The 14,006-nt window shown below is 42.6% G+C and carries 14 protein-coding genes; 5 read left to right on the top strand and 9 right to left on the bottom strand.

Annotation, left to right across the window (positions count from 1 at the left end; genetic code table 11):
• Nucleotides 1-306 precede the first annotated feature (306 nt).
• From V7L31_RS02540 to V7L31_RS02525, 4 genes are all read right to left on the bottom strand, one after another.
• Nucleotides 307-645, bottom strand: coding sequence for a CpeR family transcriptional regulator (locus tag V7L31_RS02540; protein ID WP_334694794.1), 339 nt, complete (start codon nucleotides 643-645; stop codon nucleotides 307-309).
• On the bottom strand, nucleotides 639-1,268 hold the full coding sequence (locus V7L31_RS02535; protein WP_334694793.1) for a chromophore lyase CpcT/CpeT: 630 nt from the start codon (nucleotides 1,266-1,268) through the stop codon (nucleotides 639-641). The genes V7L31_RS02540 and V7L31_RS02535 overlap by 7 nt, the downstream gene beginning before the upstream one ends.
• Nucleotides 1,269-1,360: 92 nt before the next feature.
• The gene (locus V7L31_RS02530) at nucleotides 1,361-1,897 is read right to left on the bottom strand and encodes a phycobiliprotein lyase (protein ID WP_334694792.1); all 537 of its coding nucleotides are present in this window, start codon (nucleotides 1,895-1,897) and stop codon (nucleotides 1,361-1,363) included.
• A gap of 193 nt (nucleotides 1,898-2,090) precedes the next feature.
• On the bottom strand, nucleotides 2,091-2,849 hold the full coding sequence (locus V7L31_RS02525) for a phycobilisome rod-core linker polypeptide (protein WP_334694791.1): 759 nt from the start codon (nucleotides 2,847-2,849) through the stop codon (nucleotides 2,091-2,093).
• Between the two features lie 714 nt (nucleotides 2,850-3,563).
• Here V7L31_RS02525 and V7L31_RS02520 point away from each other — a divergent pair.
• The gene (locus V7L31_RS02520) at nucleotides 3,564-4,226 is read left to right on the top strand and encodes a HEAT repeat domain-containing protein (protein ID WP_334694790.1); all 663 of its coding nucleotides are present in this window, start codon (nucleotides 3,564-3,566) and stop codon (nucleotides 4,224-4,226) included.
• 376 nt (nucleotides 4,227-4,602) lie between these two features.
• On the opposite strand, the gene V7L31_RS02515 is transcribed toward V7L31_RS02520, so the two are convergent.
• Entirely contained in the window at nucleotides 4,603-5,427 is an 825-nt protein-coding gene (locus tag V7L31_RS02515) for a pentapeptide repeat-containing protein (protein ID WP_334694789.1), read from the bottom strand.
• 104 nt (nucleotides 5,428-5,531) lie between these two features.
• Between V7L31_RS02515 and V7L31_RS02510 the strand changes: the two genes are divergently transcribed.
• From V7L31_RS02510 to V7L31_RS02500, 3 genes are all read left to right on the top strand, one after another.
• The gene (locus V7L31_RS02510; protein WP_334694788.1) at nucleotides 5,532-6,110 is read left to right on the top strand and encodes a phycobiliprotein lyase; all 579 of its coding nucleotides are present in this window, start codon (nucleotides 5,532-5,534) and stop codon (nucleotides 6,108-6,110) included.
• Between the two features lie 181 nt (nucleotides 6,111-6,291).
• Nucleotides 6,292-7,026 (top strand): 15,16-dihydrobiliverdin:ferredoxin oxidoreductase, encoded by a 735-nt coding sequence (locus V7L31_RS02505; protein WP_334694787.1) that lies wholly within the window; start codon nucleotides 6,292-6,294, stop codon nucleotides 7,024-7,026.
• Nucleotides 7,027-7,187: 161 nt separating this feature from the next.
• Nucleotides 7,188-7,934 carry a phycoerythrobilin:ferredoxin oxidoreductase gene (locus V7L31_RS02500; protein ID WP_334694786.1) on the top strand — a complete coding sequence of 249 codons (747 nt, stop codon included), beginning with the start codon at nucleotides 7,188-7,190 and terminating at the stop codon, nucleotides 7,932-7,934.
• A gap of 260 nt (nucleotides 7,935-8,194) precedes the next feature.
• Here V7L31_RS02500 and V7L31_RS02495 read toward each other — a convergent pair whose 3' ends face one another.
• Nucleotides 8,195-9,091, bottom strand: a complete 897-nt coding sequence (locus V7L31_RS02495) for an ATP adenylyltransferase family protein (RefSeq protein ID WP_334694785.1) — start codon at nucleotides 9,089-9,091, stop codon at nucleotides 8,195-8,197.
• Between the two features lie 437 nt (nucleotides 9,092-9,528).
• Between V7L31_RS02495 and V7L31_RS02490 the strand changes: the two genes are divergently transcribed.
• Entirely contained in the window at nucleotides 9,529-10,791 is a 1,263-nt protein-coding gene (locus tag V7L31_RS02490; RefSeq protein ID WP_334694784.1) for an HhoA/HhoB/HtrA family serine endopeptidase, read from the top strand.
• Between the two features lie 329 nt (nucleotides 10,792-11,120).
• Here the strand turns inward: V7L31_RS02490 and aroF are convergent, their stop codons facing one another.
• The 3 genes from aroF to rpsO form a co-directional block, all read right to left on the bottom strand.
• A complete protein-coding gene (gene aroF / locus V7L31_RS02485; protein ID WP_334694783.1) occupies nucleotides 11,121-12,179 on the bottom strand; it encodes a 3-deoxy-7-phosphoheptulonate synthase in 1,059 nt (352 codons plus the stop codon).
• 391 nt (nucleotides 12,180-12,570) lie between these two features.
• Nucleotides 12,571-13,041 carry a PAM68 family protein gene (locus tag V7L31_RS02480; protein ID WP_334694782.1) on the bottom strand — a complete coding sequence of 157 codons (471 nt, stop codon included), beginning with the start codon at nucleotides 13,039-13,041 and terminating at the stop codon, nucleotides 12,571-12,573.
• An 11-nt stretch (nucleotides 13,042-13,052) separates the two neighbouring features.
• Nucleotides 13,053-13,322, bottom strand: a complete 270-nt coding sequence (gene rpsO, locus V7L31_RS02475; protein WP_094343580.1) for a 30S ribosomal protein S15 — start codon at nucleotides 13,320-13,322, stop codon at nucleotides 13,053-13,055.
• Nucleotides 13,323-14,006 lie beyond the last annotated feature (684 nt).

Below are 14,006 nucleotides of genomic sequence, written 5' to 3'. Positions count from 1 at the left end.
TGTCTATCAAAGTCCCCCTTTTTAAGGGGGATTTAGGGGGATCAAGATATCTGCAACTTCACATTAAATTGGTATAAGCTTTGCTAATTCCCTTTACAGTCACGATTAATTTATCAAGTTTTGGGGAGCTTTTTAGTTACATTTTCTAACAAACTTAGACGGCTAACTGTTAATAGCTAACAGCTAATCACAAACAGAAATTAGCAATTAGACATTAACAATTAGCCGTCAACCCCCTTGGGGAGTATTTAAATTTCAAAATTAAATTTTGAAGTTGTCAGAAAAATTTCCACAGGATAAAGACTCTCAAGGACGCTCATCAAATCTAGTGTAGAAAGCACCGTATTTTATCCAGTATTGTTTCAAGGTATGATGAGGCGTATGTAAACTAGCTTTTGCCTGATATAAGATAACTTGACGATGAGCGCCCATCCAAATTTTATTAATGGGGTCAACGGATATTGTTGTTCCTCCTAAAGAAGCAACACATTGAGAGAATCTCTCAATCGTTGTATATTCTAATGTCTCGAATATAAAAAAATTACCCGAACAAATCAAGTGGCGGCTGCGAATCCAGCAGCGCATCTTTCTTTCAGCCTGTGGAGGTAACATTTTGGATTTAATAGATTCAAGCTGAATTAACATAATGCGTTCACCGCAAGTAATTCATCAGCAAAACTTTCTCGTTTTTCAAATTGCAATGGGCCAGCAGTTGATCCCCATATTTGCTGATGGGTTTCAATATCCATACCTTTATCTAGACTTATCCAAGTATTCTCAGTTACTTCTACTTCGCTGATTAGATATGTCTGGCATCCATTACGCTTAATCAGACATTGATTGCCTGGTTCTACACTGCCTCGAAACATTTCACCTTCTCGTTGGAAAACCATTGAACAGTGATAACGCCGTTCGATGCTTTCTGGGGTGATGGTTTTGAGGATATCTAATTCACGAGCAGCACCCGCATAGAGTATGGGGTCTTTTAAGCTGTAATTTTCGATATAAATGCGATCGCCCCAATCAACTAGTTTATGTACTCCTTGGCGATAGGGTGTCCATAAATCGTGGTCGTAAGCTTGTTCCGAATAAAAACCGATGGCGGAAAAAAATTCAATCGGTAAAGGGCGAAAATAAATGTGAATGTGGGCGTAAAGTTGCGGATTTACAAAAGATTGCTTGTAGTTGCTAAAATCTCCTGCCATCCAACAGGCTAAGGTGAGCAAATCGCTGGCGTTGGTGCTAGATTCTCTGGGCGCTATAGTCACGTCGCTTCGCTCCAAATTCAAAATTCACGTATTACAATCCTCATAAATAAATTTAGGAGCTTGTATCTTTTTATGTTTTAACCTGATATTTGCTAACTGGTTGAATTTGACAAAGAGCGAATCTCTGAAGAAAAGGAAGCTGTTGTCACACCTTTACCATCACTGGTTTTAATCATCGCTACCCGAAATCGGAGATTTGGGTTAGCAAACCAAATTCGCTCCTCAGCAGCAGCAAGTTCATATTCTGTTAGCAGGGTAAAAACACCATCGTCACTCAGATGATATTTAGCCACTGCGGGAATCGTTTCGGCGTATCCCTTGTCTCGTAGTAATTTGCCTCTAGAAGGATTTTCGATATCGGGAATTGGCACTAGCACAGTAGTACCAGAGATTGGTTTATCATCCCAGTCTGACTCACCTTCCCAAGTCATCCGAAAGGGGTGGGTAATACTGGCGGGGTCAGTGCCATACAATTGACAGATTGCTAGTACTGCCGGATCGTCGGTGGATAGAGATTCAATGTCAATGTTAGACAGTACTTCTTCAAAATGGGCGAATGCTAAATGATGACCGCTACGCTGTGATCGCCATCGTCCAATTGAAAGTTCAAAGAATTCAGTAATTTCCATTAGAAAAGTTATCTTAAAAAGTAGCTTAAAATCCAAGAGATATCTTGGCTAAAAAGTTATTCTCCTAGTCTATATAATACTAGCTTCCTAGATCGCAACTGCATTTAGGAGTGCTGAGTACTGAGTACTGAGTGCTGACTGCTGAGTTATTATTCTCCCCACAATCCCCAGTCCCCAGTCCCCAGTCCTCTATTTAAGCAACTTCAGTGATACTGATAATTTTGCCGCCTGTCCGATGAATGTTTTGCACTTGCCCAGACAGTTGATTGTAGTTAACTACATATTCCAGCTTGCCCAGACGGGTAGGTGGATTTGCTGAACCTTTGACTGCCTTAATCAAGAAACGTTTGCTGGTGCTGTTTACACTAGAACCAGCAGCAGGAGCCTTGATGGATGTGGGTAGATTTGAACCAACATCGCTGATCAGTTTAGCTTTGCGATCGCTATCGCTGGTAGCTACTCCTCTCAGTAAGGTAAAAGTGCGGTTAAAGGTAACATTCTTAATTCCGATTTGGGACTTAGTGCTACGAACATAAGGAACTATATTCTCGCCAAAATTCTGCTGATACTCTTCGCTATCGATATAGGATTCGATCTCAGCATCATAGCCCTGTTCGTTGTAGATGCGGACGTGTTCGGAAATTTCTGCCTGATCGGCAGGAGGACGGCCTAGCAGATGTTTGAAGTTCAGTTCAATGAACCGATACTGAGAAGAAGAACTGAAAAACAGGGATTGATAAAGCTCTGATTTAGCAACGGTGTTAACGAATTCACGGACGCTGATTTTGCGATCGCGTAATTGCGATTCTGCTGTGGCTAGTCGCTCACTTTCCAACAAGTGAGCATTGCCCAAAACCTGTTTATAAACTGCCCGAATTAATGTTTGTAATTCACTTTCGCTGGTGTTCGGACGCAGTTCAACATTAGGTGAATCAATTGCCCAAAGTGACATTGAAGTATCTCCTGAAAAACGCTAATTAAATTTCCGAGCATCCTACCTCTAAGAGGTAGAATTTCCCTTCAGTTGTCAGTTATTTTTGCTACTGACTAGCTTTTGTAAAACTTTAGTTTGTAAAAATGCGTTAAATATCTTCGTATGTGACAACTGACGGCGGAATTCATCAAACCTCAAATAGTCTTACCAATCCCCATTTTCATAGAGCAATTCGACCACAATCAATAGAGTCAGTATTTTCAAACAAAGTGATTTCTAACCGTGATGCTGGTCTGAAAGCCATTTAAACTATCTCCCAGTTAACAACTAAATTTTATGAGAAGGATGTTTATAAAATGTAAAAAAACTTCATATCACTCTGACAAAGGGGAAGCCATAAAGACTTTAAACCCTTATTAGTCTTGATGATTTTTAGTTTTTGCATTGTTTGACTTTATATATTCTGATACCATGATGAAGCTATATTTATTAAAATTTATTAAGTTAAATAATACTTGAGATTGAGAAAATTTCAGCTTTTTTTAGTATCTGATTGGAGACTGGGGGAGAAGCAAGGGAGCAGGGAGAAGAATTTTCCCCTCCGCCCCCCGCACTTTGCCCCTCTGCCTCTTTATCAATGCCCAATGCCCTTGGTTCAATCTTCTGAGAATGCGATCGCCATTTGGTGGCATCTGTAAAATAAAGTAAAGAATAGTTGTAGTAAATGCACCTATGGAAATCGATCAAATCCAAACTGAACTGAAGAACCCAGATTTTCAATATCGTCTGAAGGCGATCGCGGCCCTCGATAATTATGAATCAGAAGTTGCAGTTCCTCTGCTCACGAGTAAACTTCATGACTCAGAATTTTTGGTGCGTTCTTTTGTGGCCAGGGGTTTGGGTAATCAACAATCAGCAGAATCTTTTGCGGCTTTGATGCAAATTATGAAATTTGACGATACCCCCAACGTGCGAGCAGAGGCGGCAAATTCTTTATCGCTATTTGGCAGAGTTGCAGTTTCTCATCTAGTTCTAGCATTTTATCAGGATGACCACTGGCTAGTGCGGCGGAGCATTTTGGCCGCGATCGCTGAAATGGATTGCCCTGAAGAACTATTTGATATCTGCATTCAGGGTTTAAAAGATGAAGATTTTACCGCTCAAGAATCTTCTGTGGATGCACTCGGCTTACTAGCTAATTCTAGCCAACATACTGCGGCATTATCCCAAATACTAACGTTAGTGAATGCTGAATCTTGGCGGATGCGTGTGCGAGTTAGCTATGCCCTCAAACGATTTCACGAGCCGGAAGCAAAAATAGCCCTGAACCAACTCCGACAGGATGAGGATCACCGAGTTGTCGGTGCTGCTTTAGAAGACTTGTTGCCAAATTGAAGGAGGCAGAGGGCAGGGGGCTGGGAGCAGGGAGCAGGAAGCATCAGATAATCCCAAAACACTTGTAGAAACGGTGATTTATCGCGTCTTGAAAACCTAAAAATGACTTGGCGATTACCAAGTTCCTCAGAATGCGCCTTACATTTACGGCATAATGCTTTAGAACCTTAGTGATCGTATAAAGAATTTCCACAATATCTTCTACCCGATCCGCCCGGCTTTTCCGAAGGATACGCTACATTTTTAGCGCTCCTGAAAAACTGGCAGCCTTTCTAAAAAGTGCTGAGTGCCTAAAAGTTGCTGTATGTGTCAGTTAACAGCACTCCTGAATTCGACTCAGGACTCGGAAACCAGCACTCTCTAGTACTCAGTTTGCTCAAGTACTCAAACTCTCACGAGTTGTTTTGCGGGTGTAAGCGTTCCAAACGTCGAGTTCTGAATATGGACGGCTGGACAGCATGGCTCTAGTTGCTTCTGTCAGTCCTTGGGCAAGAGTAAAATCTGCTCCAGCGATACTTTGAAGATGTTCCATCTCTGCATCACTGAGGTCAGTTGCTCGCAGGTCTGTATCCCGCAAATCGGCTCCAGTTAATCGAGCATTTCGCAAGCAAGCCCCTGTCAAATAAGCTTTTGTCAGGTCAGCCCCACTCAGAGAGGCATCTTGCAAATTAGCTCCTGTCAAGTCAGCACCACTCAGATAGGCTCCACGCAGATTAGCACCTTGTAAATCTGCATTTCTTAAAGAAGCTGTATTCAGAAAAGCACCATTGAGATTAGCACCCGGTCCTACTGCTCCAGAAGCTTTGTAATTATATTCTGGGGGCCATTTCGTTTGTGAATCATAACGCGCTACTTGGAGTTTGGCTCCCTCTAAATTTGCGCCACTGAGATTTGCTTGTTGAAGATCGGCACGGTTTAAATAGGCTCCCTGCAAATCAGCCCCACTTAAATCGGCTCCTCGCAGATTCGCACCTCGCAAATCTGCCCGACTCAAATCGGCATGACTCAAAACCAACCCACTGAGATCGGCTCCTAATAGCTTGGCTTTACTCAAGTTAGCTTTTTGTAAATCGACTTCTCTTAGGTTGAATTGGTACAAATCGACCCAATCCACAGCAATTCCGCCTTTAAGGGCTGTTAAGATTTCTGGAGTTGGACTGGGGCGAACGCTTGTAATAAGTTGAATTTCACTATTTGTCATCAGCTGATTAAAATATAACTTTTGGAGTTATTCTACACTTTAGCTAAATCGCGACTTCATCATTTAATAACGCCAAAATTTGATAAAACGAGGTTTCAAAACAGATGCATATAATACCGCCCTTGGCAATGATCGAATTCTTCCGTAAAAGTGAGGGTACATGGTTTACGGAACGTTCCGTTCATCATTTTGACTCGGCGGCGGATGAGTCAGGGGAATCGAATTTAATTATTAAAGTCCTAGAAAAGGACGATCCAAAAGTTCAAGAAGTTTGTATAGCCCAAGGAATAGACGCTACGAAAGCAACAGGCGGTGCTAGCTTTTCATGGCAGGCTAATCTGGATACCAGGCTCCCAAATACTGATAATGCCGCCATTTTGGTTGATGTTCCTGACGAAACCAGGCGTTTTGGAAAACTGATCCGCAACCAGGGCTATGTTGAGAGCATCCCGGTTGTGAGTCGGTATCGGTTTGCCGATGATGGAGTGCTGACCATTGATACTGACTATGACAATAATCAAGGTCAGGAACGTTGTTGGTTTGTTACAGATGATTTTCGTGTCAGGGTCAGTACAGTACGAATGATGAACGGAGTCAACTTGATGACTTATTGTTCTGAGCGTCGTTGTATTTCCCAAGAAGCCTTGGAGCAAATGATCGGTCGGAATCATGCTCGGCGTTAGGGGGAAGCAGGGGAGCAGGGGAGCAGGGGAGCAGAGGAGCAGAGGAGAAGTTACAGTAAATTTTTCCCCTCTGCCTCTTGTACCCCATGCCCCATTAAGGAATGTTGCTTTGTTTCTCATAAATGAGACGTGCATGATTGCCATAACTTATTTTCATGCAAGGGTTAACAAATCATGCTCCATGTATAAGCCTTTCCTGGAATTTTTAGAAAAAGAGCTATTTCAGCGGTTTGATTTACAAAGTAGGGTTATTCCCCCTGGTTTGGAATTCAAAGTTAGCGATCGCGGCAGAAACCCAGCAACTATCCGCAGTTGGTGTTACCAATCTCAAGAGTTGCGGAAAATTCGCTATACCTACATTGATGCCGGGGAAAGTGCCCAAATTTTTAACAGCGTAGTTTATCCCAGTCATAACTACGATCTACCTCTGTTAGGGATTGATTTTTTATCCTTTGGTAAAGTCAAAAACCTGATTGTGCTTGATTTTCAGCCTTTGTTTCAGGATGAAGATTATCAAAACAAATATATCGTTCCGCTAAAATCTCTCCACGATAAATACCCAGATTTGGCGCAAAACTTAGAAATGAAGTTTTACGATGCCAACCAGTATTTTTCTAAGTACCTATTGTTTGCCAAAACAGACCCAGAAACAGTTGCAACGCGAGTCTTTGAAGCTTTTCAAGATTATTTAAACTTGTATTGGCAAATGCTAGCAGATGCCCAACCGCTTGAAGATCCAGAAGATATCCAACGGATTGTCAAAGCCCAAAAAGACTATGACCAATATAGTGCAGACCGCGATCCTGCATCTGGTTTATTTAGCAGCTACTTTGGCCATGAATGGGCAGAGCGGTTTCTCCATGAATTCTTATTTGAAGATGCTGTTCCTTTAGCGGTTGCTGTCGGCAAAAGATGACTATTGTTGGGAATTGGGCATTGGGAAAGAGGAGGCAGGAGGCAGAAGTTCTTTAATTTTGAATTTTGTTAGCGAGTCTGCGTACTCTTACAGAGAAGCAAGCTACGCGCAGCGTCTCGTAGAGAGCGTCATTTTGAATTTTTAATTGGAGCGAAGCGACTGTGACACTGTATCAGCCATTTCTCGATTATGCGATCGCCTATATGCGATCGCGCTTGGATTTACAACCTTATCCTATTCCGGCTGGGTTTGAATCAAAGAGTGCTGTTGTGGGCAAGGGAAAGAACGAAGAAGAGGTTGTCACCACCAGTTATGCTTTTCAAACCACAAAATTACGGCAGATTCGTGCAGCTCACGTACAAGGTGGCAATTCGCTGCAAGTACTGAATTTTGTAATTTTCCCCCACCTCAACTACGATTTACCCTTTTTTGGGGCGGATTTGGTAACATTGCCAGGCGGGCATCTCATTGCTTTAGATATGCAGCCCTTATTTCGTGATGATTTAGCATATCAGGCAAAATATACTGAACCGATTCTGCCCATTTTTCACGCCCATCAACAGCATTTATCTTGGGGAGGGGATTTTCCAGAAGAAGCACAGCCCTTCTTCTCTCCCGCTTTTTTATGGACTCGTCCCCAACAAACGGCTGTAGTAGAAACTCAGGTGTTTGCCGCTTTCAAAGACTATTTGAAAGCTTATCTAGATTTCGTGGAGCAAGCAGAACCCATAACAAATTCCCAAAATTTAGAAGCCATTGAGCAAGCCCAACTGCGATATTTAAGATATCGGGCTGAAAAAGATCCAGCACGAGGGATGTTTAAACGCTTCTACGGTGCTGAATGGACTGAAGAATATATCCACGGCTTTTTATTTGACTTAGAGAGGAAATTAACAGTTATCAACTAGAGGCTCTTGTACAGGAAGTCAACCCCTTCTCTGCGAGACGCTACGCGAACGGGAATTAAAAATTAAAAATTACAATCCCCATAAATAAATTTAGAGTCAGGGGTAACAGTAAGGACAAGAATTTTTTCTTCTCCCAAAGGGAGACGCTAAGAGCGAACACGCGCGTTTAAAATCGGGGGCTTTAAACCTTAATTCTACATCCAGTCGCACAAAATCCATTCTGGATTCTGGCTCCTGAATTCTGAATTCTTCTTCGGTAATTAGGATATAGCAACATTTTTGAGGATGTTCATCGGCCCTTGGGCTTTGAGAATTTCCATTTCTGCTGCGTTTCGCACTAGCAAAGCACCAGCGAATCCTAATGAATTTACAGAGATAGAGTGAAAATGCTCCTGCGATCGCGGTACAATCAACATCCATTCTCGTGTCGCTAGCAGGTTGTAAGCACCACATTGCTTTGCATCTAAACCCACAGCCTGACGCAAAGTGCGATAAACTTCCAGTGTTTCTTGTGCCCCTGTAAAGGGCGACTGCGCCCAATTGGAATTTAGTGGTGCGAAAGCGTGTACAAAAGGAAGTTTTAGTGAAGTTGCATTCGAGTTGTGAAATTGTACAGACTTCACCAGAGGTTCAATAGGTATCTGCGGCCCTTCAGGTGCAAGTGGTAAGGGAACTAATTGCAAGTGTTTGTGTCGCTGACTAGCACCTGCGGTTTTACCACTGTTGTAAAAGACTAGACCATCGAAATCAGCCAAACACGCCCACATCGCCGCAAAATCTTCCAGAGTGAGTAAACTTTCCTGTTCCTCAAAGCGACGGGTGATAATTAACAGGTGATAATCAACAACATTGAATTTATTTAAAATACATAAATGAGTATCAGAAATATCTGCCACAAATAAATCTTCTTCATAGGGCAAAAAAGGATTAAACTCTTGGCCAGACTTCACAGATTGTTTTTTCTGTTTTTCGTCGGCTGCTTTTTTGCGATTCAGGTTAGACAAAATCCGCACTAAAAAGCGCACGTTATCCTGTTCGACAAATTCAAATTCCGTCGGTATGGATAGCAACGCCCCGCATTGCAAAGCATGTTCTGTCTGTTTTTTGACACTTGTCCATAAAGTACCAGGTTGAAGTAAGATTTTGTCCTGTGCCATTTTATTCCTTCAGACATAGATATAATACGCGATCGGGGCGTACATCTGTTCATTGGTGTCAACTTAATGTCAAAGCAAGTCTAGAACTAGCTTTTAGATTGCCTCATTCCCAGTCGGAGACTGGGATGCTCGTCTTTGAGGCTCCGTGACACCAATAACATCTGTGCGCCCCTAACAATGAATGACTAAGCTGTTGCGTCTTTAATTTGCACTAATATTTTTTCAATATGATTGTGGGGTGGGCAACATGAGCGCCCAGATAATGCAAGCTGTATACGTAACAGCTTATTAATCGTTTTTACCCCTGCCTTTCTGTATCAGGTGAGATGCGGTAAGTAAAATACCAAACCTTTCACAATAACGCAATACCCTCGCAACAAAACTGTCATAAATAATATCTACATTAGTAATACATCTAAATATCTTTCCAGACAGCAATGCAAAACCAATCTCACGATGGAGAAAACCCATCAAATAGCATTTTATCCAACACTGCTGACACCAAATACCATAATCGAGCGCCCTGGAAAAAGGCTGCTGCCTCTCTATCGCTGGTGCTACTGGGATCAGGTATGACGTTGGCAGGTGGCTATATGGCCGGACATTCTCAGCAGGTGTCTGAGACTGCATCTAATTTAGCGGTGAGTCGAGTCAGTGCTGCTCCTCCATTAGCAGCAGGTACAGATCCTAACTTTGTTACACAAGTGGTACAAAAGGTTGGGCCAGCCGTGGTGCGAATTGACTCTTCACGAACGATAAAAGCCCAGTTACCAGATGAATTTAACGATCCAATTTTTCAACGCTTTTTTGGCTCTCAACTACCACAACAACAGAATCGGGTAGAACGGGGTACTGGTTCAGGTTTTATTATTAGTGCTGATGGTCGTATTCTTACCAACGCCCACGTAGTCGATGGTGCTGATACGGTGACAGTTACACTCAAAGATGGGCGTAGCTTTAAAGGAAAAGTGTTAGGAAAAGACGAGTTAACTGATGTTGCTGTTGTCAAGATTCAGGCAGATAATCTACCGTTAGTAGCTTTGGGTAACTCAGATCAGCTGCAACCCGGAGAATGGGCGATCGCGATCGGCAACCCTCTTGGACTAGATAATACAGTAACTACCGGAATTATCAGCGCTACCGGACGCAGTAGCAATTTAATTGGCGCTCCCGATAAGCGAGTCGAGTATATTCAAACCGACGCAGCGATTAATCCTGGTAACTCTGGCGGGCCCCTACTAAATGCCCGTGGCGAGGTAATTGCCATGAATACAGCCATTATTCAAGGGGCACAAGGATTAGGCTTTGCAATTCCCATCAACACAGCACAACACATTTCTAGTCAATTAATAGCTACAGGCAAAGTAGAACATCCTTATTTGGGAATTCAGATGGTGGGGTTAACGCCTCAACTCAAACAAAATATCAACTCAGATCCCAATAGCGGTTTGAGTGTGAATGAAGATAAAGGTGTATTAGTTGTGAAGGTTGTGCCAAATTCCCCAGCAGCGAAAGCCGGGATACGTGCTGGTGATGTGATCCAAAAGCTTGGCGGCCAAGCAGTTACAGATGCCAGCAGTGTCCAAAAGGCAGTAGAAAATAGCCAAGTTGGAGGCGATTTACGTCTAGAATTAAGTCGCAATGGCCAGAATATTAACATAGCTGTGCAACCTGGCGCTTTCCCCACACAAGTACAATAATCACTGTGATTTATCAGGGCGGAAATCTTGATTACAAACTTTAGTTTAACGTGAGTTTGACTGGTCATATCATGTCCACCCAAAAGACCTCTCTCTGGTTTTACTACGCAAACCCTGTCCTTCTCCGAGTCGGAAAGAGACAGACTTGAACTTTAGTTTAAGGCAGGGAGAGGTTTGTCGAACTCACGTTAGTTTATTTATGCGTATAGCAATCCTCTTTGATTTGTAAGAATTACAACCCTAAAGATCCCCGACTTCTTCCAGAAGTCGGGGATCTTTTTTCTTACAGATGATTCAAAATTGCTATATCAAGAGGTTGCAACTAAATTTTAAGCTAGAGCGACTGCTGGTTGCTGCCAACGTCCGACAGCCTTGCCAATGACTGCTAATTCTTGCATCAAGTTATCGAAACGGTCTGGTGTCAGAGATTGGGGCCCATCAGATAGAGCTTTGGCAGGGTTGGGGTGAACCTCTATCATCAGGGAATCTGTACCAGCTGCGATCGCAGCCATTGCCATTGAAGGCACAAACTCAGACCAACCTACGCCGTGACTAGGGTCGATCATAATTGGTAGGTGAGTCAGCTTTCGCAACACTGGCACTACTGATAAATCCAGTGTATTTCGCGTATACTGGCGGTCAAAGGTGCGTATTCCCCGTTCACACAAAATTACATTGGGATTGCCAGATGCCAAAACATACTCAGCCGCCATCAACCAATCTTCAATCGTAGCCGCCATTCCCCGCTTTAAAAGAACTGGTTTCGGCTGCGCTCCCACTTTTTTGAGCAAGGAGAAATTCTGCATATTCCTTGCCCCCACCTGAATCACGTCAGCAACTTCTGCTATTTTATCCAGGTCAGCAGCATCCATTACTTCTGTAATAATACCTAGTCCGCTGACTTCCCGCGCCTTTGCTAATAAATCCAAAGCACTCTCACCGTGTCCTTGGAAGGCGTAAGGTGAAGTCCGGGGTTTGTATGCCCCTCCACGTAAAAATGCGGCTCCAGCAGCCTTGACGCGCCGCGCTGTCTCCACAATCATTTCTTCATTTTCTACTGAGCAGGGGCCAGCCACAACTACCAAAGGCTGATGTTCGCCAAATACTACCGCTCTATTGGGAGTATTAACCACTACTTCCGAAGCTTCACCGTGGCGGTACTGGCGGCTGGCTCGTTTGTAAGGTTGCTCAACCCGCAATACCTGCTCAATCCAGGGGCTAACTTCCTGAACTTGTAATGGATCTAAGTTGGCGGTTTCACCTACTAGACCAATAACTACTTTGTGTTGACCAACAATTTTTTCTGGAGTTAGCCCCCAGCTAGTTAGTTCCTCATCAATGCGGTTTATTTCCGCCTCTGGGGAACCACTTTTCATTACTATAATCATATTAAAGTTCCTAATTAAGTAAAATTTTCTGTAAATGGGATAACTTTATTGTTGCCTATTGGCTAATTACGAGTAGTTAAAAATAAAATTTGTTTACAAAATAAGTCAATAAATGTGGCGCTCAGTCAGTATTTTCACTAATAAATAACTTAATATTGGGTATAAAAAAGATTTTATAATTTTAATTGGCAATGTTGAGGTTTTAAAAAAGAACTCAGGACTCAGAATTCAGGAGTCAGAATCAAATTAGTCGAGGATTCGGACTCGCCAATAATTGATTCTGAATTCTGGCTCCTGACTCCTGAATTCTTTCTTGATAAAATTTCAACTTCAACATTCACTTTTTCATTTACCCAATACCGCAGTTACTTAATTCCTGAGCGCCGTTCGTTTATGAGTTTTTTTGCCGAGTTTCGCGCCAAGCTTGCGCCATTCGTCCCCAATTGGTGTTGAATTCACCAAAACCCAGCAAACTTCCAACTTTTTCTTCATCCCAAGAGGCAGAGAGAACGCCATAAGTTATCCCTAAGACCCCCAAACCAAATAATCCCATATTCACCAATAACACGGCGATGGGAGGTAGTTTGATGTCGGAGTAGATAGCAAGCAGATAGCTGACTACCAGAGCGCTAATGCCCAAAGCTGTTGGTACACCACAAAATCCAGCAACCCGTCGAATCATCCGCTGGCTGACTACTTGGGGAATTGCCATCTCTTGTTTGGTGTAAGGCGCTTTTCTATCAGCCTGTTTAGCAGATTCTTTTGGCTGTGCTGCTGGTTTACTTTGAGTTTTTGCGGGTTTTTGGCGCTTTTTGTTTGGTTCAAAGGGCAAGCGACTGCGTTCAGATTCTTCAGCAGACATAAGCGATAGTCCTATCCACGAATACCAAGGCGAGCAATCAAAGCTTGATACTTTTCCCGGCTTTCCTGCGATATATAAGCTAGAAGACGCTTGCGCTGACCAATTAGCTTCAACAATCCTCGACGGGAAGAATGGTCTTTTTTATTTGCCTGGAGATGTTCGCTGAGGCGGTTAATGCGCTCAGTGAGCATGGCAACTTGGACATCGGCCGAGCCAGTGTCGGTTTCGTGAACTTGGTAGGTGGAAATTATTTCTTGTTTCCGCAGTTGCGTGAGGGCCATGATCGATTCAGTTTCTAGTTTTTCTAAATGTATGTAGCAGTCTCCCATAATATCACAGCCCTCAATCTGGATGTGAAATGACCTGTGTTGCAAAAATTTGTATTCTTTTATACTAAATAATCAGTAGATCAAATCCCTATGATACTTCGTTTCAATCTCTACTAATGTTGATTGCAATCCATAAGCATAATAATCTCGTTGAATTGATTTTGTGAGTTTCAATCTCTAATAGGGATTTTAAGTAGGCAGGCACAAATAAATACAACTATGTAACGAAAAGTAAAAGCGGTGAAAACTTTGTGATTGCTTCACTCCACTTCGTTACGTTCGCAATGACATAGTTATAAATTTTCTCACCTACCTACTTAGTTGATTGCAATTGATGCCTACGCAGCAACATTTTTGTCTCTAGTATGGTTTCAATCCCTAATAGGGATTTTAGTTGATTGCAATTTTACCGGTAGCTTGTCATTAACTACAAATAAGAAAAGTTTCAATCCCTAATAGGGATTTTAGTTGATTGCAATCATTTGTTAATGGAGTTTTCCACCACTGGAGAAAAGTTTCAATCCCTAATAGGGATTTTAGTTGATTGCAATCGCTGGCCTCTGAGAGCTTTGTGTTATTTGGTTTTCAAGGTTCAATAGCGCGAATGTAGAAATCATAACATAAGGAGTGGTAATT

Source organism: Nostoc sp., from assembly GCF_036916655.1.
In the GTDB taxonomy this organism is placed as follows: domain Bacteria; phylum Cyanobacteriota; class Cyanobacteriia; order Cyanobacteriales; family Nostocaceae; genus Nostoc.
Note: the sequence above shows the minus strand (reverse complement) of the source record. Positions and strands in the feature narration are given on the sequence as shown.

What these genes read in the sequence shown, in the direction of transcription:
- V7L31_RS02490 (WP_334694784.1), top strand. Translation starts at nt 9,529, where the DNA reads ATGCAAAACCAATCTCACGATGGAGAAAACCCATCAAATAGCATTTTA.
- rpsO (WP_094343580.1), bottom strand. Translation starts at nt 13,322, where the DNA reads ATGGCCCTCACGCAACTGCGGAAACAAGAAATAATTTCCACCTACCAA.
- V7L31_RS02480 (WP_334694782.1), bottom strand. Translation starts at nt 13,041, where the DNA reads ATGTCTGCTGAAGAATCTGAACGCAGTCGCTTGCCCTTTGAACCAAAC.
- V7L31_RS02525 (WP_334694791.1), bottom strand. Translation starts at nt 2,849, where the DNA reads ATGTCACTTTGGGCAATTGATTCACCTAATGTTGAACTGCGTCCGAAC.
- V7L31_RS02495 (WP_334694785.1), bottom strand. Translation starts at nt 9,091, where the DNA reads ATGGCACAGGACAAAATCTTACTTCAACCTGGTACTTTATGGACAAGT.
- V7L31_RS02540 (WP_334694794.1), bottom strand. Translation starts at nt 645, where the DNA reads ATGTTAATTCAGCTTGAATCTATTAAATCCAAAATGTTACCTCCACAG.
- aroF (WP_334694783.1), bottom strand. Translation starts at nt 12,179, where the DNA reads ATGATTATAGTAATGAAAAGTGGTTCCCCAGAGGCGGAAATAAACCGC.
- V7L31_RS02515 (WP_334694789.1), bottom strand. Translation starts at nt 5,427, where the DNA reads ATGACAAATAGTGAAATTCAACTTATTACAAGCGTTCGCCCCAGTCCA.
- V7L31_RS02510 (WP_334694788.1), top strand. Translation starts at nt 5,532, where the DNA reads ATGCATATAATACCGCCCTTGGCAATGATCGAATTCTTCCGTAAAAGT.
- V7L31_RS02520 (WP_334694790.1), top strand. Translation starts at nt 3,564, where the DNA reads ATGGAAATCGATCAAATCCAAACTGAACTGAAGAACCCAGATTTTCAA.
- V7L31_RS02505 (WP_334694787.1), top strand. Translation starts at nt 6,292, where the DNA reads ATGTATAAGCCTTTCCTGGAATTTTTAGAAAAAGAGCTATTTCAGCGG.
- V7L31_RS02530 (WP_334694792.1), bottom strand. Translation starts at nt 1,897, where the DNA reads ATGGAAATTACTGAATTCTTTGAACTTTCAATTGGACGATGGCGATCA.